The organism is Actinoplanes sichuanensis (genome assembly GCF_033097365.1).
In the GTDB taxonomy this organism is placed as follows: Bacteria; Actinomycetota; Actinomycetes; order Mycobacteriales; family Micromonosporaceae; genus Actinoplanes; species Actinoplanes sichuanensis.
Genome location: NZ_AP028461.1, coordinates 4522131 through 4542687, shown reverse-complemented (window position 1 = coordinate 4542687; position 20557 = coordinate 4522131). Strand labels below are relative to the sequence as shown.

Annotated in this window: 15 protein-coding genes and 1 pseudogene; 7 read left to right on the top strand and 9 right to left on the bottom strand. The window is 70.9% G+C overall.

Features of this window, described 5'->3' with window-relative positions:
- Positions 1 to 44: 44 nt before the first annotated feature.
- The 6 genes from Q0Z83_RS20970 to Q0Z83_RS20945 form a co-directional block, all read right to left on the bottom strand.
- Positions 45 to 476, bottom strand: a complete 432-nt coding sequence (locus tag Q0Z83_RS20970; RefSeq protein ID WP_317795653.1) for an ATP-binding protein — start codon at positions 474 to 476, stop codon at positions 45 to 47.
- A complete protein-coding gene (locus tag Q0Z83_RS20965) occupies positions 469 to 807 on the bottom strand; it encodes an STAS domain-containing protein (protein ID WP_317795652.1) in 339 nt (112 codons plus the stop codon). Before Q0Z83_RS20965 ends, Q0Z83_RS20970 begins: the two co-directional genes overlap by 8 nt.
- A gap of 84 nt (positions 808 to 891) precedes the next feature.
- Positions 892 to 3063 carry a SpoIIE family protein phosphatase gene (locus Q0Z83_RS20960; protein ID WP_317795651.1) on the bottom strand — a complete coding sequence of 724 codons (2172 nt, stop codon included), beginning with the start codon at positions 3061 to 3063 and terminating at the stop codon, positions 892 to 894.
- 87 nt (positions 3064 to 3150) lie between these two features.
- Positions 3151 to 3291, bottom strand: coding sequence for a hypothetical protein (locus Q0Z83_RS20955; protein ID WP_317795650.1), 141 nt, complete (start codon positions 3289 to 3291; stop codon positions 3151 to 3153).
- 105 nt (positions 3292 to 3396) lie between these two features.
- Entirely contained in the window at positions 3397 to 3603 is a 207-nt protein-coding gene (locus tag Q0Z83_RS20950) for a hypothetical protein (RefSeq protein ID WP_317795649.1), read from the bottom strand.
- A gap of 352 nt (positions 3604 to 3955) precedes the next feature.
- Positions 3956 to 4168: a helix-hairpin-helix domain-containing protein gene (locus Q0Z83_RS20945; protein ID WP_317795648.1), complete on the bottom strand. Its 213-nt coding sequence runs from the start codon at positions 4166 to 4168 to the stop codon at positions 3956 to 3958.
- A gap of 163 nt (positions 4169 to 4331) precedes the next feature.
- On the opposite strand from Q0Z83_RS20945, the gene Q0Z83_RS20940 reads away from it, so the two are divergent.
- The 4 genes from Q0Z83_RS20940 to Q0Z83_RS20925 all read left to right on the top strand — a co-directional run bounded on the left by Q0Z83_RS20940 (position 4332) and on the right by Q0Z83_RS20925 (position 13995).
- Complete coding sequence (locus Q0Z83_RS20940; protein WP_317795647.1) at positions 4332 to 11825, top strand: type I polyketide synthase; 7494 nt, start codon at positions 4332 to 4334, stop codon at positions 11823 to 11825.
- Positions 11826 to 12319: 494 nt separating this feature from the next.
- Positions 12320 to 12697 (top strand): hypothetical protein, encoded by a 378-nt coding sequence (locus Q0Z83_RS20935; RefSeq protein ID WP_317795646.1) that lies wholly within the window; start codon positions 12320 to 12322, stop codon positions 12695 to 12697.
- Between the two features lie 279 nt (positions 12698 to 12976).
- The gene (locus Q0Z83_RS20930) at positions 12977 to 13729 is read left to right on the top strand and encodes a hypothetical protein (RefSeq protein ID WP_317795645.1); all 753 of its coding nucleotides are present in this window, start codon (positions 12977 to 12979) and stop codon (positions 13727 to 13729) included.
- Positions 13714 to 13995 (top strand): alpha/beta hydrolase family protein, encoded by a 282-nt coding sequence (locus Q0Z83_RS20925; protein WP_317795644.1) that lies wholly within the window; start codon positions 13714 to 13716, stop codon positions 13993 to 13995. The genes Q0Z83_RS20930 and Q0Z83_RS20925 overlap by 16 nt, the downstream gene beginning before the upstream one ends.
- A 160-nt stretch (positions 13996 to 14155) precedes the next feature.
- Here the strand turns inward: Q0Z83_RS20925 and Q0Z83_RS20920 are convergent, their stop codons facing one another.
- Positions 14156 to 14902 carry a hypothetical protein gene (locus tag Q0Z83_RS20920; RefSeq protein WP_317795643.1) on the bottom strand — a complete coding sequence of 249 codons (747 nt, stop codon included), beginning with the start codon at positions 14900 to 14902 and terminating at the stop codon, positions 14156 to 14158.
- A 54-nt stretch (positions 14903 to 14956) separates the two neighbouring features.
- Here Q0Z83_RS20920 and Q0Z83_RS20915 point away from each other — a divergent pair, with 54 nt between their 5' ends.
- A complete protein-coding gene (locus Q0Z83_RS20915) occupies positions 14957 to 15415 on the top strand; it encodes a MarR family winged helix-turn-helix transcriptional regulator (RefSeq protein ID WP_317795642.1) in 459 nt (152 codons plus the stop codon).
- A 96-nt stretch (positions 15416 to 15511) separates the two neighbouring features.
- Positions 15512 to 16000, top strand: coding sequence for a DUF3592 domain-containing protein (locus Q0Z83_RS20910; protein WP_317795641.1), 489 nt, complete (start codon positions 15512 to 15514; stop codon positions 15998 to 16000).
- A gap of 84 nt (positions 16001 to 16084) precedes the next feature.
- Here Q0Z83_RS20910 and Q0Z83_RS20905 read toward each other — a convergent pair whose 3' ends face one another.
- On the bottom strand, positions 16085 to 19639 hold the full coding sequence (locus Q0Z83_RS20905) for a DUF4132 domain-containing protein (protein ID WP_317795640.1): 3555 nt from the start codon (positions 19637 to 19639) through the stop codon (positions 16085 to 16087).
- Between the two features lie 204 nt (positions 19640 to 19843).
- Between Q0Z83_RS20905 and Q0Z83_RS20900 the strand changes: the two genes are divergently transcribed.
- On the top strand, positions 19844 to 20107 hold the full coding sequence (locus Q0Z83_RS20900) for an SAM-dependent methyltransferase (protein WP_317795639.1): 264 nt from the start codon (positions 19844 to 19846) through the stop codon (positions 20105 to 20107).
- A 32-nt stretch (positions 20108 to 20139) separates the two neighbouring features.
- Here Q0Z83_RS20900 and tnpA read toward each other — a convergent pair.
- A pseudogene (gene tnpA, locus Q0Z83_RS20895) lies at positions 20140 to 20534 on the bottom strand (IS200/IS605 family transposase).
- Positions 20535 to 20557: the final 23 nt, after the last annotated feature.

Below are 20557 nucleotides of genomic sequence, written 5' to 3'. Positions count from 1 at the left end.
CGCCGGACGAAGATACGCCAAGATATTCCGGTATGCACGCACTGTCATCCGGCTTCCCCGCCCGGTGGACTACCGCGGCGCGGTTCGGTCATGAACCGCAGCCGGACAGTCGTGCCCTCCGTGGCGGCGAAGACTTCGACCGGGCCGCACAGCCGTTCGACGATGGCCAGGCCTCGGCCCCGGTCGGCGTCGGGCCTCGGCATCGCCCGGCCGACGGCGCGCACTGGTCCTCCGTCGATGACCTCGCACGTGACCTGGCCGTTGTCAGCCCAGATCCGGACCTGGCCACCGCCGGATGTGTGCTGCAAGGTGTTGGTGACCAGCTCACTGACAGCGATGACCAGCGACATGACCTGGTCGGCGGCCAGTCCCAGATCCTCGGCATGGCGTCGGGCGAACGCGCGGGCCGTCGGGAGGTCGTCGGCGTCGTGGTAGGGCATCACGGCCGGTGTCGAGGGCGGGTGCGGGTCAGTCACCGGTCACCTGGTCGAGAGACTGCGCAGGGTTCTGCAGCAACTCGAGGATGCCGGTGATCTCCAGGACGGTCGCGACGGTCCCCGTGGCGTTGACGACGTACAGGACGCCTGAGAGTTCGAGCGCCTCCTGGTGGGCGGTCACGAGCGCATGTAGGCCGCTGGAGTCCAGGAACCCTACGTCGCTCAGATCGACGGTGACCGTTCGGCTGGAGCGGACCGCGTCCAGCAGCGCCGACGTCATCTCGTCGCGGCTGCGCAGGTCGCACTCGCCGGCGAGCGCGACCACGAGTGTGTCGGCTTCCCGGGTGGTGCGTGCCTCGAAGACGGACATCTCTGGTGTACGGGCCCTTTCCGGATCGACGGGCGGCAGGCCCGGAATGTCTGGGGTCAGCATGGTTGGGGCGAACTGAGGGTGTCAACCACCCGACGGCGCGCCGGTGAACTGGACGCACAGGATGACGGTGTCGTCGGCCAGCGGCCGGTCACCGACCATGCGGCTGAGGATGTGCCGGCACAGCCTCGCCGCGTCCGGGTCGGGCAGGCTGCCGGCGGCGTCGGCGAGCCGCTGCATGTTCTCGCCGAGATGCTCGCCCACGCGTTCGACGAGACCGTCGGTGAACCAGACCAGCACGGCGTCGTCCGGGACGACCACCCGGCCGTGGCGACGCGTGGGTTTTCCGACTCCCAGCGGCAGTGATCGGCCGTCCCACAGATAGGTGGCGCCGTCCCGGGTCACCAGCAGGGGCGGCAGGTGCCCGGCGCAGGCATATCGGAGCACGCGGGTGGTCGGGTCGTAGTCGGCATAACCGACGGTGGCCGTTGTCGCGTCGGGGATGAGGGCGCTGGCCCGGCTGAGGTCGTCGAGGACCCGGGCCGGGTCCGGCGCGGTCTGTGCCAGGATCCGCAACGCCGACTGCAGGCGTGCCATCGCCGCCGCGGCGGCCAGCTGATGTCCGACGACGTCACCGACCGCGAAGCCGATCCGCCCCTGCGGTACGGCGAACGCGTCGTACCAGTCCCCGCCGACCTGGTGGGCCACGTCGGCGGGCCGGTAGTCGGCGTGGATCTGAATGCCGTCGCGTCGGCTGCCGAGGTCCGGAAGCAACGCCTGCTGGAGTCGCTGCGTGGCGTCGTGCTCACGCTCGTAGACCCGGGCGCGGTCCAGAGCCTGGCCCGTCAGGCTCGCGAGCGCCTCGGCGAAGGCCAGGACGTCGGCGTCTGCGGCGTGGTCGCGATGGAAGCTGAACGCCAGCGAACCCAGCGGGCCGGTGTCGTCGCCGGGGATCGGTACGCACATGCTGCTGTGCACGTCGAGGGCCTGATAGACGTCGACGAGATGTGGATAGTCGGCCATCGCGTCGGCCTGCGTCTGATGTAGCAGGCGCCGGCCGGTACGGATCACGTCGTGATGGGGCGTGGCCGTGTCGGTGGGCAGTCGCTGGTAGTGGAAGGTCAGGTCGTCGGGCCGGTCCGGGGAGGTCCACAGCATGATGTCGGCGCTGTCCGGCGCGAGCAGGGCGACACTGCCGTGGTCGGCGATCAGTCCGATGCCCTGGCGCACGACGGCTTCGGCGATCTCCTCCGAGGTGACCGCTGTGGCCAGGTCCGTGGTGAGCACCTGGAGAGCGTGCAGCCGTAGCCGGGCGGCACGTTCGACCGAGGTGTCCCGGCGGGCCCGGTCGCGTTCGGTCACCCCGACGACCAGAGCCCAGGCGCCGAGGATCGTGGTCGCCAGGAACAGTTGCAGCGACATGGTGATCATCTGCGCGGAGGTGTCCAGCGCGGCCCATGGACCGTGGCCCGTGCTGGTCATCAGGTTCGCCGCCACCATCATCGCGATGCCCGCCGTGAGGGTCACCACCAGCGACTGGCTGAACGCCAGCGCGAACAGCACCGGGATGGGCAGGTAGAACAACGGCACGTCGTGCGGCCAGAAGCCGATCACGGTCGCCGTCGCCGCTGCCCCGATGCTCACGGTCCACCGAACGGTCCCGGAACCGGTGTCCGGGCTGTATCGCCAGGCCAGAACGGCGCCGGCCACGGTCAGCACGCCGGTCGCGTCGCCCGCCCAGAAGGACACGAACGACTGCGGCCACGGCACGGCGAGACTCGCGGACAGCAGAGTGCCGCCGATCGCGGCGCCGACGAGCGGTCCCGCGGCGACACAGCAGCCGAGGAACACGACCAGGTCTCGGCGGCGCCGCAGGTCGACCTCGGCCGGTCGATACCTGCGCAGCAGCAACGCCCCGACCAGCGGCTCAGCCGTGTTCGCGAGAGCGAAACCCGCCGACCAGCGCAGGGACATGCCGTGCGAGACGTCCACGATGATCTCCGTGGCGGCCACCGCGGCCAGGATCCAGGGCCATCGGCGGCGGGGGTTGAGCACCAGCGCCGACAGGGTGACACCGGCCGGCAGGAACAGCACCACGATCGCCGGGGCACCGAAACCCAGGAACGCGAGTGAGGCGCCGGCGCCGTAGGCCGTGACCACCATGACCAGCACCAGCCACAACGGCACACGAACCGCCGACGCGACGCGCGTCGGCGTGGTGACGGTATCGGCTGCCGCGCTCACGCGATCGGACATTCCACGACAGTGATGATCCCACTCGGCGCGTTCGCGCGGCTCGCCGATCATGTGGCGCCTCGGGTGTGCGGGCTGATCCGGCGCGTGTTACCGGACCCGGCACAGGCCGACGAGGTGGCACAGCGGCGGCGAGTCGACCACCGGGACACTGATGAGCGCGTCGAACCCGATCCGGGTCGTCTCCCCGCCCTCGACGTCGACGTGCCCCTGACCGGCCTCAACCAGCAAGCCGAGGCACCACGCAGGTGCCCGCCGACGCCAGGACCGTCGGTCGACTGGACTGTGCATTGCTCTGCCGAGATGAGAAAGGCGTTCGACGGTGATTCCCCGCGCTCAGGATTCGCCGCCGGCATTTCTCCCCGCGATGAAGACGGCCCAGGCGGCCACACCCAGGCCGGGACCTAGCGCGGCACCGAGAACGATGTTGTCGAACAACACCCCGGCGGCGACGCCGAGGGCAGCGCCAAGGGCGATCCAGACTCCGATGTTCGCCCAGATCCCGAGAGCTCCGGCGCTCCGGGGCGTGTCGTTGTTCGTCATGGCATCTCTCCCAGGACGCGGCGAAAGGGCTGACGATCTGGCGGCTCACCGCGGTGGACACGCAACCCTCTTCCTCCGCAAGCTATCACCTAACTTCAAGGGCGCGTCCTCGTCGAGGAGTCGGTCAGCGTGGCCGAGGACCTGGTCGGATCCCGCGTCGTGGGGTAGGAGAGGGCACCTTCGCGGAATATGCGCTGTTCCCCGCGACCGGGGTGATGCCGGTGCCGATTGGCGCCCGGCAACGCCCACGTGCCGGTCTCGGTGCTGGCCGCGCGCTGGGCCTTTGACGAGCCGAGTGTCTTCTCCCGGGCGTTCACCCGTCAGTTCGGGCAGAGCCCGCAGCGGTTCCGCTCTACTTCTCGAAGGCAAGACCGCGTTCGCTGAGGGCGGCCTCCAGGATTCGCACGGCCTTCGGCCCGACACCGTGCATGGCGAGCAGGTCGCGACGGCGCAGACCGGCCACCTGATCCAGGGTGCTGATACCGGCGTGCAGCAGGGCGCTGTTCGCGGGGCGTCCGATCGGCGGCAGGTCACCGATCTGTGCGGGAACGTCACGGGTGCTCACCCGGTCACCATAGAGCGGTCCCAGGCCCGGCTCCACGACCTGGGGTGTGCCTGATCATCCGGAGGGCACCGCAGTCCCCGCTGTCTCAGCGCGGCCGGGGCTTTCGAGGCGTGTGCCACGATGGCGCCCACAATGGATGGTTATCGAAGGGTGGAACCTCCCGATGCTCGAGCAGCACATGATCCGGCCGCTACCGCACGTCCTGAAGGACAATGCCCTGTGGTACGGCGACCGGCTCGCGTTCGCTGACGACCACCGGCGAGTCACCTGGGCCGAGCTGGCCGACCGGACGGCGCGGCTCGCTTCCGGGCTGGGCGCCGGCCGCGGCGAGCGGGTGGCGTTCCTGCTCGACAACAGCGTGGACCTGGCGGAGGCCGTGCTGGCCACGGTACGAGCGGCAGCCGTCGGGGTGCCGCTGAGCCCACACGCCACCGACGCCGAGTTGACCGCCCTGCTGGCCGACTGCGAACCGGCCGTGCTGGTCACCGACGACCGGCACGCCGACCAGGCCCGCCGGGTGGCCGGGGGAGTGCGGGTCCTGGTGACCGACAGCCTCCCGGTCGGCGACGGCGCGGCCCCCGACGATCTCGGGTTGGACGAGCCGGCGTTCATGCTCTACACCTCCGGCACCACCGGCTCGGTCAAGGGCGTCGTCTCCACCCAGCGGGCCGCCCTGTGGTCCGCGGCCACCTGCTACGGCCCGATTTTCGGCCTGACCGCCGCCGACCACCTGCTCTGGCCGCTGCCGATGGCACACAGCTTCGCCCACTCCCTGTGCGTCCTGGGCATCACGGTGGCCGGGGCCAGTGCCCGGGTCACCGCCGAGACCGGCCCGGCCACCCTGGCCCGCCTGCTCGCCGAACAGTCACCGACGATCCTCGCCGGGGTGCCGGTCACCTACCGTCAACTGCTCGACGCGGGGCCGATCGACGGCTCGTCGCTGCGGCTGTGCCTGACCGCCGGCGCGACCAGCGATCCGGCGCTGCGATCCGACGTCGAAAAGCTGCTCGGTGCCCCGCTGCTCGACTGCTACGGCAGCACCGAGACGTGCGGGATGATCGCCGTCGAGTCACCCGGCGGACCCCGCACACCCGGCAGCAGCGGCCGGCCCGCCCCCGGCGTCGAGGTACGACTGGTCGACGGGGAGATCAGCGTGCGCGGCCCCAACCTGATGCTCGGCTACCACCGGCGCCCCGACGCCCTGACCGACGGCTGGTACCGCACCGGCGACCTCGGCCGGTTCGACGCCGACGGCAACCTCAGCGTCATCGGCCGGGTCAGCGACGTGATCAACCGCGGCGGCGTCAACGTCGACCCCACCGAGGTGGAAGTCGCTCTGCTCGCCCTGCCCGGTGTGCGCGACACCGCGGTGGTGGCGCGCGCCCACCCGCTGCTCGGCGAGGTGCCGGTCGCCTTCGTCGTCCCGGCCGACGAGTCGGCCGAACCCACCGCTCTGCTGCGGGACCTGGCGCGACGACTCTCCGCGTACAAGATCCCCGAGGAGATCCTCTTCACCCCGGTCATCCCGCGTACGCCGTCCGGAAAGCCCCGCCGCCACCTGCTGCGCTCGGCGTTCTCCGCCGACCCCGGCGACCGGTTCACCGGCACCTCGTCGGCGTCGCTGGTCCGCGCCGAGGTGGCCGCACTGTGCGGTCCGGTGACCGATCTGGGCACCGCGTTCGCCGACCTCGGACTGACCTCGATGGGCGCGATGACCGTCTGGAACCGGCTCAGCCGACGCACCGGACTGCGGCTGCCCGCCACCCTGCTGTGGGACCACCCCACCCCGGCCGCCCTGATCACCTGGCTGGACGCGCGGCTCGCCGGAGCCGCCACCGTCACCGCCCGGCAGTCGCGGGAGCAGACCGAGCCGGTCGCGATCGTGGCGGTGGCCTGCCGCTATCCCGGCGGTGTGCGCAGCCCCGAGGACCTGTGGCGGCTGGTCGTCGGCGAGGTCGACGCGACCGGCGAGTTCCCCACCGACCGGGGCTGGGACGTCGACGGCCTGTACGACCCGGACCCGGACCGGCTCGGCACGAGTGTCACCCGGCGCGGCGCGTTCCTGTACGACGCCGCCGACTTCGATCCGGCCTTCTTCGGGATCTCGCCTCGCGAGGCGTTGGCCACCGATCCCCAGCACCGGCTCCTGCTCGAAATCGCGTGGGAGACCTTCGAACGCGCCGGAATCCCCGCGCCGACCCTGCGTGACTCCGACACCGGCGTCTTCGTCGGGCTGATGCCCAGCGACTACGGCCCCCGCCGGGAAGCCCACGCCCTCGAATCACACCTCGGCATCGGCTCGACCGCCAGCCTCGCCTCCGGACGCATCGCGTACACCCTCGGTCTGCGCGGGCCCACCCTGTCGATCGACACCGCCTGCTCGTCGTCGCTGGTGGCGATGGACCTGGCCGCCAAAGCGCTGCGGGCCGGTGAGTGCGGGCTGGCGCTGGCCGGTGGGGTGACGGTGATGGCGTCGCCGCAGTCGTTCATCATGTTCAGCCGCCAGCGGGGTCTCGCCCCCGACGGCCGGTGCCGGCCGTTCGCCGCCGGGGCCGACGGCACCGCCTGGGGTGAGGGCGCCGGCATGGTCCTGCTCGAACGTCTGGACGACGCCCGCCGCAACGGGCACCCCGTCCTCGCGGTCCTGCGTGGCTCGGCGGTCAACGCCGACGGCGCCTCCAACGGGCTCACCGCCCCCAGCGGTGAGGCCCAGCGTGAGCTCATCCGCCTCGCCCTGGCCGACGCGGGCCTGCGCCCGAGCGACGTGGACCTGATCGAGGGCCACGGCACCGGCACCCGCATCGGCGACCCGATCGAGGCGAACGCTCTCGTCGACACCTACGGCCGCGACCGGCCGGAACCGGTCTGGCTCGGTTCGGTGAAGTCGAACATCGGGCACACCCAGTCCGCCGCCGGCATCGCCGGGGTGATCAAGGTGATCGAGGCGATGCGGAACTCGGTGCTGCCCCGGTCGTTGTACGCCGACGACCCGTCCCCGCACGTCGACTGGTCCTCCGGCGCGGTGCGGCTGCTCGACGCCGCCCGGCCGTGGCCCGCCGGTCCGCGTCCACGCCGTGCCGCGGTGTCCGCCTTCGGGTTGGGCGGCACCAACGCCCACGTGATCATCGAAGAGCCGCCGGCCGAGGAACCAGGGGCCGGGGAGCCGGCGCCCGGCTGGAGTGCCGCGCCATGGCTGCTGGGCGCCGCCGACGAGGCGGGACTACGCGACCGGGCCGCCCACCTTGCCGCAGCGGGGGACAGGGGCACGACGCCGCTGGATGTGGCGTTCTCCCTGGCGACCGGCCGTGCGCCGCTGCGCCACCGGGCCGCCGTGCGCGCCGGTGACCGCGAGGGCCTGCACGCCCTGGCCGACGGCACACCGCACCCGGCCGTGACCAGGGTCGCGACCCGGCCGGAGCCGCGCCTGGCCTTCCTGTTCACCGGCCAGGGCGCGCAACGACTCGGCATGGGCCGCGAACTGGCGGCCGCCTTCCCGGCGTTCGCCGAAACCTTCGACCGGGTCTGTACGGCCTTCACGCCCTACCTTCCGCAGCCGTTGCGTGCGGTCCTCGACGGTACCGACGCCGAGCTGCTGCACCGCACCGATTACGCCCAGCCCGCCCTGTTCGCCTTCGAAGTGGCCCTGCACGCGCTCTACCGGGCGTGCGGCGTCCACCCGCACCGGCTCGCGGGACACTCGATCGGTGAGTTGACCGCCGCCCATGTCGCCGGGGTGCTGTCGCTCGCCGACGCGGTCCGCCTGGTCGCCGCCCGGGGCCGGCTGATGGCCGCGCTACCGCCCGGCGGCACGATGATCGCGGTGCGCTGCACCGAGGCCGACGTCGCGAAACTCCTCCCCGACGCCGGTGACCTGGTGGCGATCGCCGCGGTCAACGGCCCGGACACGGTGGTGATCGCCGGACCCGACGAAGCGGTGACGGCACTGGCCGAACGGCTCGACGCCCGATACGACCGGCTGCACGTGAGCCACGCGTTCCACTCACCGCTGCTCGACCCGATGCTCGACGAGTTCCGCTTGGTCGCGGAATCGGTCACCTACCATCAGCCGTCGGTCCCGCTGGTGAGCGCGTCGACCGGATCGGCCGACCCGGCCACCGCCGACCACTGGGTACGGCACGTCCGGGAGACGGTCCACTTCAGCGCCGCGATGGACGAGCTGGCCGCCGTACCCGTCTCCGCGTTCGTCGAGATCGGCCCGGCCGCCGTGCTGTCCGTCCTGGCCGAGCGGTGCGTCCCGGCCGACGCCTTCGTCGCCGGCCCCGCCACGCTCGCCGGATTCCTCGACAACCTCGCCACCCTGCACGTGCACGGCGTGCCCGTCGACTGGTCGGTTGTCTTCGCCGGCAGCGGCGCCCGACGCTGCGAGCTGCCCACCTACCCGTTCCGGCGGCAGCGTCTCTGGCTGGACGGCACCGACCGGCCGCCCCTGCTCGGCGACCCGCAACCGGATGCCGACGGCACGCGTACCCGCAGTTCCGGAATCCTGTCGACCACCCGCCAGCCCTGGCTGGCCGACCATGTGATCGGCGCCGACCCGATGGTCCCGGCCGCCGCCCTGGCCGAACTCGCCTTCCAGGCCGCGATGCCGTCCAACCCGGGCAAGGGCGTGCGGCTCGCCGAACTCACTCTGGGCACACCTCTGACGCTCACCGGCCCGGCCGACGTCCAGGTGATCCTCGAGGACCCGGACACCACCGGCGACCGCGAGCTGACCATCTGGTCACGACCCACCGGCTCGACGGACCCCTGGATCAGCCACGCCACCGCCACCCTCACCGCCCCGACCGGCGGGACGCCCGCGGTGCCGGCGACGTGGCCGCCGCCCGGCGCTCACCCGGTCACCGTCGACTACACCCGGCTGGTGGATGCGGGATTCCATTACGGTCCGGCGTTCCGGGCGGTCACCGCCCTATGGCGAGGACCCACCGAGATGTACGCCGAAGTGGCGCTGCCGCCGGCGGTGGCCACCGACGCCGCCCGTTTCGGTGTGCATCCCGCCCTGCTCGACGCCGCCCTGCACGCCAGCCTGCTGGCCGAACCACCCGACCAGCTCAGGGTCCCGTTCGCCCTCGAAGGCGTGCAACTGCACACCACCGCGGCGGCCACCGCACGGGTCGTGCTGTCCCCGCTCACCCCGGACACCACCCGGGTCACCATGACCGACCGGTTCGGCCGCCCGATCGTCACGATCGACGCCCTGGTGACGCGCCGCATCGGCATCCAGGACCCGACCAGCGGGCGGTCACTGTACCGCCTCACCTGGCCCGCCGCCCCCACCGACGTGGACGGCGAACCCTACGAGATCTGGTACGCCACCGCCGACACCGGCGGCGTGACGCCGCCGGTCCGGGCTCGGGCGCTGCTGGAGAGGACTCTCGCCCGGGTCACCGAGTGGCTCGCCGCCGACCGTCCCGACCGCCTCGTCGTGGTCACCGAACGGGCCACCGGCGACGACCCCGACCCGGCCGCCGCCGCCGTCTGGGGACTGCTCGGCAGCGCCCAGGCCGAACATCCCGGTCGACTTACCGTCGTCGACCTCTGCGGCGAACCCGCCTCCACCGCAGTGCTGCACCAGGCGGCCGCCCTGGCCGAACCCCGGGTCGCCGTCCGGGCCGGCACCGTCCACGCACCCCGCCTGGCTCCCGCTGACGCCGACGACACCACCGCTCCCGCGTTGGACCCGGCCGGCACCGTCCTGATCACCGGCGGAACCGGCGCCCTGGGCACGATCCTGGCCCGCCACCTCGTCACCGACTACGGGGTACGCAGCCTGGTGCTCGCGAACCGGACCGGAGCCGTACCCGACTGGGCCGCCGAACTCGACGCCCACGTCACCGTCACCGCCTGCGATCTGCGCGACCGGGCCGCCGTCGCCGCCCTCGTCGATTCGTGCGGGCCGGCGCTGACCGCGGTGTTCCACCTGGCCGGAGTCCTCGACGACGGTGTCCTCACCGCGATGACCCCGGCACGCATCGACGCCGTCCTCGGACCCAAGTCGGACGCGGCCTGGAACCTGCACGAGGCCACGAAACACCGGAACCTGGCCGCCTTCGTCCTCTACTCCTCAGCCTCCGGGGTGATCGGCCGGCCGGGACAGGCCAACTACGCCGCCGCGAACGCCTTCCTCGACGCCCTCGCCGCCCACCGCACCGCCCACGGCCTCGCCGCCCAGTCCCTGGCCTGGGGACTGTGGGACAGCGACGGCCACGGCATGGCCGGCCGTCCGTCACCCGGCCCGGCGCGCCGCGCCCTGACCCAGGGCGGCATCCGTGCGATCACCGCCGAGCAGGGCATGGCCCTGCTCGACCGGTCACTGCGCAGCACCGCCGCCCTGCTCGTACCGATCGCGATCGACGTCCCGGCCACCGGTGCACCCGCGATCCTCACCGACCTGGCCCCCACCGCCTCCACCGGCACCCCGGGCTCCACCGGCACCCCGGCCGCGAAGCCGATCACCTGGCGACAGACCCTGGCCGGTCTGCCCGCCGACGAGCGCGGCGAAGCCCTCACGGGACTGATCGGAGCGGTGATCGCCGACCTGCTCGGATTCCCGGACACGACCACACTCGACTCCGGCCGCCACTTCAAGGACGTCGGACTGGACTCACTGGCCGCCATCCAGCTGCGCGACCGGCTCAGCATCGCCACCGGGGTCCGCCTGAGCGCCACGATCGCCTTCGACCACCCGACGCTGGCCGAGCTCACCGAGCACGTCCGAGCCGTCCTGGGCGACCCCACCACGGACACCGGCGCGGACCAGCCCAGCCACGACGATCCGTCGACGACGCAGCCGCCGACCGGCGAGCGGTTCACCGCGATCTACCACCGGGTGATCCGCGAGCAGGGCCCGTCCGCGGCGATGACCCTGCGCTATCTGGCCTCGTACGGGCTGCCCACCTTCGACGCCGACCACCGAGGCATGCACACACCCGCCCCGCTGCGGTTGGCGACCGGTCGTTCGTACCGCCGACCGGTCTTGATCTTCTTGCCCGGCTATCTGGCGTTGCACGATCCGGCGCCGACCGGTCTGGGCCGGGCGCTCGACGGACACCACGACCTGTACATGCTCGCCCACCCGGGCTTCGGGTCCCGGCCCGGCCCGGTTCCGGACAGCGTGTCGACGCTGGTCCGGCTGCACGCCGCGACGGTCCGTGACCTGGTCGGCGACCGGCCGTTCGTGCTGATCGGGCACAGCACCGGCGGTGCGGTGGCCCACGCCGTCGCCGCTCACCTGACGGCGACGGGCACCCCGCCGCAGGCGGTCGTCCTGGCCGACGCCCACTACAGCAGCGCCGGCCGTGAAGACCCGCGGGCGCTCGCGCTCGTCGACGCCGACCGCAACCGCCCGGCGGAGATGTTCGACGGGGTCTTCTCCGACGCGGTGATGATCGCCGGCGGCGCCTACGTGCGCCTGTTCGACGGCTGGGAACCGGAACCGTCCCACATTCCGACCCTGCTGGTGCGGGCGACCCCGACGAAGGAGATGCGCGAGACCGATCCGGCCGGGCGGTGGCAACCCCACTGGCCCCGGCCGCATGACGTGGTCGACGTGGCCGGCGACCACTACTCGATGCTGACGACCCATGCCGAGGCCACCGCCGACGCGATCCGAACCTGGCTGGACGGCCTGGCCTGACAGGCCCGGCCGACGTGTTCGCGACCCGAGGGGCGGGCGCCCGTAGCCTGGTCCCGCCCCTCGCCGCCGGCTACGGGGCGGTCATCGCCGGCCGGGCCGGCTTCGGCGTCGATCAGACGGCCGGCCACCCAGGCGCCGGGCATGTCGCCGGCAGGCCGGACCTCGGCCGAGGCGCAAGCGGCAGCGCCGGTGAGAACGGTGCGATGACCGACGTCGGTGACGTGGCACCGGTGCCGATCGCTTGTCTGGGGTACCTCACATGCCGCTCGAAGATGGACATTGCCGATGGTCACCCATTTGAGGTATCTGCGTCAGGGGTCGAATGGCAGCCCGTAGATCCAATGTGGTACGGCAGTGGTGAGGAGTGCTGTGGCCGGTGTTTGCCGATAATTGGCCCATTCGGCTTATGTTCCTCGGTATCCTCGGCCCCGGCTCGCGGTGGTCGGTTAGCGTCGCTTCGGATACCACGCTGCGAGGAATCGAAGGAAGAGATCATGAGCCTGCCGGATGTGTCGTCGCCTCTGCGTCGCCGATTTCTGTGGTCGTCGATCGCGGCCATGACCGCGTTCTCCATCGGATTCGGTGGGCCGGCTTCGGCGATTGACTCCAGTGCGTTGATGGAAGACGACTTCTGGTGCCGCTCCTGCGAGGTCAAGGGTGCTTCGGCGATGGCCGATACCGGCACGGTCGGGGTCTGGCTATACGACCCGAGCGGAGAGATCGAGCACGGCTGGTACGACGCGAAGAACAGCCAGGACCAGATTCTCGCTGTTGCGATGGCGGCCATCAACTTCCGCAAGTCTGTCGATGTGAATCTGAACGGCAAGAAAGTGCGAAGCACGATCAATCGCATGGTTCTTCTGAAGTCATGAGATTGCGAGCATGGGCAGGCGTGACGCTGGTGTCAATCAGGATCTGATCCGTTGCCTGCCGCAAGGGCGTGCGGAACGAGGCTTCCGCACGCAGCTCCAAGAGTGCCTGCGCTGGAAATGCGTGACCGAGGTCCACGCGTTCGGGAATCTCCATCCCACCTGCGGAGATCAGGAAAGTCCGCCGCACCGCCGCCGGGCCAGTAGGCGCCGACGAATCGCATCCGTCTCCTCGTTCCGTCTGTCCTCCTGACGGCCCAGGCGAATCCAAAAGGAATTATCATGAGGTCATTTCTCACGGCCGGCATCGTCGCGGCGGTGATTCTGGGGACGGGCCCCTCCCCGGCAATGGCATCAACCGCCGCGCCGATCACGGCATCAGACCGATGCAAACACCTGAGCGGCTTGCCGAAGCATTGGTGCGGAATTGTGGACGGAAATGCGAAAAAGCTGAAAACTGCTTCCGAAAGGGTTCGATTTTATCTCGAAGAAGTCAGCAAGAGTGTGCCGCCCGCCCTTCCCGACCTCATCCGGGCATGGCGGGACAAGATCATTCCCTATGCCGACCTCATCGACACCGGGCTGTCTCACTGCGACCCGAGCACGTGGCGTTCCATCGGGCTCGACCTGATAATCGACATCAACAGATGCCGGGAAGCCGTCCAGCCATACGTTTCACTTCTGGCTGGAGCGACCATCGACGATAAAATGGCCCTGACCGCAGCCCAGAAGTTGGTCGTCCACCTCAGGGATGCCGGAAGAGTCACAGAAATTCCCATGGCCGACCTCATGCAGGCATGGCGTGACAGGATAATTCCCTATGTCGACCTCATCGACACCGGACTCTCGAACTGCGACCCCAGCACATGGCGCACCTTTGGCAGGGACCTGGCCACCGACATCAACAAGTGCCGCGAGGCCGCGCAGCCCTACCTGTCGATTCTGGCCGGGGCGACCGTGGACGAGAAAATCGGCCTGATCGACTGCGTGGCGCATCCCGAGATGGCCGGCGACATCCGGTGCAACTGGTTCTGAGGACGAGCCGCAGCCCGTCGGCAGATCGGCGACACCCCCACCGCCTTGACGGCTGGGAACCGGAGCCGTCCAGCCTGCCGACCCTGCTGGTGCGGGCGACCCCGACGAAGGAGATGCGCGAGACCGATCCGGCCGGGCGGTGGCAACCCCACTGGCCCCGGCCGCATGAGGTGGTCGACGTGGCCGGCGACCACTACTCGATGCTGACGACCCATGCCGAGGCCACCACCGACGCGATCCGAACCTGGCTGGACGGCCTGACCTGAAGGTAGGTGCCGAGCGAGATCGCGGGCCCGGGTAAGGCCCTGCCGGTGCTGCGGCTTCGTTCATCGACCGGCGCGGACCGATGCGTGCCGCCCGCGTCCTCGACGCAGACGTAGGTCAACGCGCCGGGGATGCGGGTGCCCGGTCGTTCGCGACCGCCCGTCAGGCGGTCCGGTCGACTCGCCTCCGGTGGGCCAGGGCGGCGAGGACGGCTGTGGCGCCGGCCGCGGCGGTCAGGCGGACGCCTCGTGGTCTGGTCGCGGTCGCGGCGGTTGTCAGCAGGCCCCAGCAGGCGGCGCCGGCCAGTGGTAGGCCACCGCGACGGCTGGCGGCGACCGTGGCGGCCACCGCGGTGACCGCCGCCATCAGGCCCGCCGTGGCGCCGGCGACCATGCGCGGGGCCATCCGGTCCACACCGGCGGCGACCGCGGCGGCGGCGACGTTGACGGTGCTCGCCAGGGCGGTCCAGCCGAGCAGCAGGCCGGTGGCGGCCGGTGTCGTCGCGGACCATGTGGTGTCCGGCCGGACCTGCTGAAGCCGGGCGTGCGCGACGGCGGCGCAGGCGGTGGCCATCGGCAGCAGGTACGGCGTGTACGCGAAACGGTCGCGCTGGGCCGCCACCGACCAGGCGGCGTTGATCGCATACGCCCCGGCGAGCGGCCACCCGGTTCGACGGCTCATCGCAGCGTCACGGCCGGCGGGCAGGCACTGACCGACGGTGGAGGCGATGCAGCCTAGGAAGATGGGCGCCCATACGGCGAAGGCGTAGTCGGGTGGAGTGATCACCGTGTCGTACCGCCGGGTCTGCTCACCCTCGCCGAACAGTGCCCCCAGTGTGGGGGTGGCGACGAAGGCGGCACAGGCGCCGGCCAGTGTGGCGGTGCGGAGGTGGTCGCCGGTCGAGGACATCGGAACCTCACCTTCTGAGTAGCTTAGTTTCTAAGCTAGTTTAGGCTTGCTCGCGTGACTGAGCAGCACCGATCCGAGCTCGCCTGGGCGATGCACCACCTCGCCGTCGCCGTCGCCGCGCTGGATGCCGTCGTGGCCCGGCGGATGGGCCTGTCCGCCGGGGACTACCTCGCTCTCAAACACCTGGCCGTCTCCGAGCAGCCATTGGGCCCGGTCGAGCTGGGACGTCTGCTCGGTGTCACCTCCGGCGCCGCGACGGGTCTCGTCGACCGTCTGGAACAGGCCGGACACGTCCTGCGTCGGGCCCACCCGTCCGACCGCCGCCGGCAGACGGTCACCGTGACGCCACTGGCGCGGCAGCGCCTGGCTGACGCGGTCCAGCCGCTGGCCGACGACATCGACCGTGAGGCGGACTCCCTCACCCCGGAGGAGCGCCGACAGGTGGTCGACGTGCTCGGCCGGCTCACCGCCCTGCACCGCCGGCATGCTCGTCAGGGCCCCACGCCGGTGTGACGGCTCGCCTGATCACCGGCGGTCCGCCCGAACGTTTTGATCTGCCGCCATCCGGAAACCTTCTTTGTGGATCGAGATTCACGAATGGGGGCGGGGATGGGCGACACGGGGGAGACGGACAACGCCGGCAAGAAGGGCCGCACCGCCTATCGGAAGGTCTGGTGGATGCGCTTCTGGCTACCGGCCATCGCCGTCGGCGTGTGGTGGTTCTTCGCCAGTACCGCGGTGTCGGCGTACCACCTGGCGAAGGAGGGCGTGGTGGTGTCCGGCGTGGTCACCGAGGTCGACAGGTTCAGCCGCACCGAGAACAACACCGTGCGATTCACCACGACCGACGGCCGGCAGATCGAGACGACCATCGCGCCGAAGACCTGCGAGCTCAAGGACCCCGGAGCGACGATCCAGATCCGGTACGTGTCCTCGGATCCCCACAACGCCCAGGACACCTGTGACCAGGCCCGCCACGACATGTCAGTCGGAGCCGGACTGGGGGCGCTCGGGCTCACGGCTCTCAGCGCGCAGACCTGGCGACTGTGGCTCCGGCATCGCAAGACCGGCCAACTGCCACCGGCGTACTCCGGCTGACCGTCATCCGGATCGTCGGCCCCGGCTGGACTCGCATCTGTCCTCCCGCGACGCCGACCGGCGTCGCGGGAGGACAGATGCTCGTTACCGCATCACGCCGCCGTGCACGAGATAGTGAAGATCGCACAGCAGTTCCGAGACGGTCGCCGGATCCAGGGCCGCGAAGTTCTCCGCCCCGGACAGGCGCGCGTCACGAAGGATCTGCACCGGATCCTCGGTCGGGAACTGGACGCTGATCCCCGGGTCCAGGGGAAAGGTCAACGCGCCCCGGCCCGGCAGGTGACACTCCACGGTGTCCTGGATGCCCGCGTCCATCGGCGCGCTTCGCACCCACCATCCGCGCCGCTCCAGCTTCAGCAACCGGTCGACCGCGACGGCCGCCCCGACGAACTCGGTCAGTCGCTGCTCGGTGGCCTGCTGCGCGGTCAACCGCCGCACCGGCCGACCGAGTTGCGGGAACGGCTGGAGAATCTCGTAGTCGGCGAACAACCGCATCCAGGCGGCCAGGTCGCACTCGATGTGCAGCGGGTGCGCGACGCCGACCGAGGCGTCGTCGGCCGCGGTGAAATCCTTGTCGTCGACGTCTGCCAGGCTGCCGTCCTCGGCCACCCGGAACGCGGTGCCCACCGTCCCGTCCGCGGTGAACGTCGCCCACACCAGGCGCGACACCACGTGCCGCATCAGCGGGTGCCCGACGAGCAGCCGCCGGAACTCCTCAGCGGTCCACCGCCGCTGGACCATCATGGCCGTCTCCAGCCGGTGGATCAGGTCGGCGGCCACCGTGCGGACGTCCTTCTTCAGCCCGGTGTACGTCTTGTAGGCCGCCGGGGCGAGCGCCTCGTCGTCTCGGGCTCCGGGTTTGGGCAGATCCTTGCGCCGTATGCCGTCGTCGTCGACCACATAGGGCCGCAGATGCTCGTCGAAGCTCACCACGAACCGGCGCGGCCCGTAGTCGAGGGTGAGCCGGCCGCGGTGGTCCAACCCGAAGTCGGGCACCAGCCGGTCAGCCAGTCGCTCGGCGGTGAGGCCCAACTCCCCGGCGACGACGTCGATGCGCTCCCGTGCGGCGTACTTCAGCCCGGCGAACTTCACCTTCTGCGCGATGCTGTGCAGGTGCATGAGCGCCACCTCGGAGCCGATCTCGCGGAGCACGTCGAGCCCGGTCACGGCACGAGCGTGACCGCCTTCGCCGGGCCAGGCGCGGATGATCGGCGTGAGCCGGCGGACCGTGTCGTCGTCGCCGGTCAGCGCCAGCGCCTCCAGAGCCCAGCTCTGTTTCGACGGGCGTCCGGCCGACTCCCAGCTCTGGAACAGCGACCAGCCGAACTCGGCCAGCGAGGCCGGGTCGAGGGTCTCCCGGACGATCGCGACGCCGGGATACGGCGTGCCGATGCGCGACAACGCCAGCATGGTGCACAGGTGCCGTACGGCCGTCGCCGGCAGCGCATGGCGGCGACCGAGCAGCAAGACCGGGCTGAGTGCCGCGGTGTCCTCGGCCCAGGCCGGCAGGTCCGGCATCCGTTTCGGCAGGGTCTCGGTCGGGTCGGTCGCCAGGAGGGCGTCCACGGCGGTGGCGGCGGCGGGACCGTAGCCGGCCGCGGCCTCGCGGACGAGGTCCGCGTGACCCGCCGCGGCCACCGTCTGCAGCGCCTGCTCCGCGGCGCGGCGTGCCGCACCGGCCGGACCGACCGCGGCGGGCACCAGTTCGCGGGCCGCCGACTCCGGGTGCCGGCGCAGCCAGGACACCGCTATCCACCGCACCGATTTGGCGCCACCCAGCCACTCGGCCATCAGGGTGGCGACGTCGAGGCCTTCGGCGGGCAGCAGCAGGGAACCGTAGAGATCCAACAGATCCATGCGACGGGCACAATGCACCAGCACCGGTACGGCGTCCACGTCGAACCGGGCGAGCAGGCGGGGCATGGTCCACCGGGGGGACCAGAAGATCGTCGGCCGCCAGCGGGCCAGCAACTCGTCGGTCATCGACCGTGGCGCCTCGGCGAAGAACCTCTCCTCGTCGGCCGGATGTTGCCGGTGTCCGTCGCGCAGGTTGACCGCCGTACGCTCCCATTGCTCTCGGCCGCTCAGCGGCGCGTCTTTCGAGAACTGCGCCAGTTGCGCCTCACGTTCGCCGGGGAGCCAGGACACCCGGGTCACGTCCGGCGGGGTGAGGCCGTCGACCACGATCGGCGTGTCCACCTTGCGCGGCCTGGTCCACGGCGGTGTCACCAGCAGCGGATGCAACAGCTCGGTCGGTGCGGACGGCAGCGTCGACAACGACGCGAGGATCGGCTCGACCTGCCGGCGGGCGGCCTCCGGGAGTACGGGCAGCGCCGCGCGGGCGACCTCCGGGTTCGCGGTGACACGCCGGTGCAGCAGCTCGGTGATGCGCCGGTGGCTGCCCGGGGCGTCGGCCGCGACCCCGAGCAGACGCAGGGCACGCACCGGGAACCGTTCCGCGGCCTCCATCAGCGCGGGTTCGGTCAGGTCGTCGTCGGCATGGCGGACCAGTGCCTCGAACGCCTCGTCGGTGGGAATCAGCGTCAAGCCGGTGAACACCGCACGCCGTTGCTCGGTGTTGCCGTTCCTACCCACCAGATCGAGCAGACGCGCGCCGACCGTCGGCCCGATCACATCGAGGACCGTGGCCAGCAGGCCGAGCGACGGCGACAGGTCGAAGGCGCGGACGCGGTGGCTGATGCGGTCCCACTCGTGCGGGGTGGACACCACGAACGCGGCCAGCGCGTCATCGCGCACCTCGGCCGGACAGTCCTCGCCGAGCCACCCGGGTTCGGTGGGGAGCAGGAACGCCGCCAGCATGTGCTGCTTGGTGGACCGGTAGGCCTCGATCGCCTGCCGGGCTTGCGCGTATGCCGCATCGTCGGCGACCGCGAGGCGGGCCCGCAAGCGCTCCGCCGTCAGCCGCCACGGGCCGGCGACCCAGTAGGAGATGCGCTCATTACGGCCCAGGTGGCCGCCGCTTCCGTTCTGCAGACCGCTCAACTCCAGGACCGCCTGGGCCGCGAAATCCAGCCCGTGCGCCGCGACCCATCCGTCGGCGACCGCCGCCTTGACGTGCCGTTCGGTGAAGACGTCCCAGGAGGCCCACGCGGTCGCCGCCGCGCCGAGGGGCGTGATGTGGCTGCCGTCGAGGAACGCGCGGGCGGCGGCCACCAGCTCCGGTTCGCTGCTCCTGTCGGCCAGCACCCGTTCCCGGTGATCGCGTGTCTCCGCCAGGATGTCGTCGGCCTTGGCGACTGCGCCGGCCAGCGAGGGCGGCTTGGCACCCGGCCGTCCGCCGCGCCGTGGCCGGATCCTGCGCACCCACGCGTCGGGCAGGACGAACGTGTCTTCGTCCGGAAGTTCGACCGGTCCGTCCTGCACCGGCTCGGCCGCGCGGGCGGGATCGGCCGCAATGGCCGGCGCGGCGGTGGTGGTCACCTCCGTGTAGCCCTTCTTGAGCTTCTCCGCGACCAGGCCGGCCAGGTGCAGGCTCGCCGCCTCCTCGGTGGCGAGTTCCTTCACCCGTGTCTGCCCGGCGGTACCGGCCCGTCCGTATCGGACCGTGACGGCGACACCCTCCTGCGACACCTGCCAGAACTTCGCGGATTCCGCGCTCCGGTGTTCGAAACTGCGCACCCTGTCTCCCCACCTCGATGGACGATGGGCGGCACAGTATCGAAGGGCTACGACAAAGATCCGATGGCGCGGGCGAGGTGACCGACGTGAGCCGCGGGTCCACCCGCGCCGCCTCGCCATCGCGGGCGGCATCCACAACGGTATGCGGCATCGGTAGGGTGCATACGGGCAGACAGATCGAGACAGGCATGAATGGGGCATTGCATGTCACGCGACGAGGCCGTCGGCACGAGTGAGCAGGTTCCTGCTGGGCTGGACATCAGCGTTCCGCACTCGGCCCGGATGTACGACTGGTGGATCGGAGGGAAGGACAACTTCGCCGTCGACCGGGAGATGGGCGCACGGTTCGCGCAGGCGATCCCGGAGATGGCCCGGGAGAACCGTGCCTTCATCGAATGCCTTCCGTGGAAACCCCTGGCTTTAGCCGTGGGGAGGAAACGGGACCTCTGCGGAGCAGGTCGGGGGTAGCCCATCCGCCGTCAAGGCGGATGGGTGTCTGGTCACACGTTGCGCTGGTTCTCGACATACCTTTTGATTACTTCCAGGGTTGCGCCGCCGGTCGTGGCGACGAAGTAGGAGTTCGTCCACAAGGTCGGCATCCGGGACTTGAGGTGCGGGAACTCCTGGCGCAGCAGCCGTGACGAGCGGCCTTTGATCTGTTTGACCAGACGGTGGATGCCGAACTGCGGGTCGACGACCACGAGCAGGTGCACGTGGTCGGGCATCGTCTCGATCGCCTCGATGAGGGCGTCTCGTTCGAAGCAGACCTCGCGGATGATCTCTTGAGGCGTTCGTCCACTTTGCCGTCGATGACCTCGCGCCGGTACTTCGGGCACCAGACGACGTGGTAGTGGCAGCGGTACACGACGTTGTTGTTCGACCTGACCTCGTCCACACTGGGACCATATAGGTCGATTC

Bases quoted from the DNA above. Each gene is read 5' to 3' on its own strand.
- Q0Z83_RS20940 (WP_317795647.1), top strand. From the start codon at position 4,332: ATGCTCGAGCAGCACATGATCCGGCCGCTACCGCACGTCCTGAAGGAC.
- Q0Z83_RS20960 (WP_317795651.1), bottom strand. From the start codon at position 3,063: ATGTCCGATCGCGTGAGCGCGGCAGCCGATACCGTCACCACGCCGACG.
- Q0Z83_RS20935 (WP_317795646.1), top strand. From the start codon at position 12,320: ATGAGCCTGCCGGATGTGTCGTCGCCTCTGCGTCGCCGATTTCTGTGG.
- Q0Z83_RS20950 (WP_317795649.1), bottom strand. From the start codon at position 3,603: ATGACGAACAACGACACGCCCCGGAGCGCCGGAGCTCTCGGGATCTGG.
- Q0Z83_RS20920 (WP_317795643.1), bottom strand. From the start codon at position 14,902: ATGTCCTCGACCGGCGACCACCTCCGCACCGCCACACTGGCCGGCGCC.
- Q0Z83_RS20930 (WP_317795645.1), top strand. From the start codon at position 12,977: ATGAGGTCATTTCTCACGGCCGGCATCGTCGCGGCGGTGATTCTGGGG.
- Q0Z83_RS20910 (WP_317795641.1), top strand. From the start codon at position 15,512: ATGGGCGACACGGGGGAGACGGACAACGCCGGCAAGAAGGGCCGCACC.
- Q0Z83_RS20900 (WP_317795639.1), top strand. From the start codon at position 19,844: ATGTCACGCGACGAGGCCGTCGGCACGAGTGAGCAGGTTCCTGCTGGG.
- Q0Z83_RS20965 (WP_317795652.1), bottom strand. From the start codon at position 807: ATGTCCGTCTTCGAGGCACGCACCACCCGGGAAGCCGACACACTCGTG.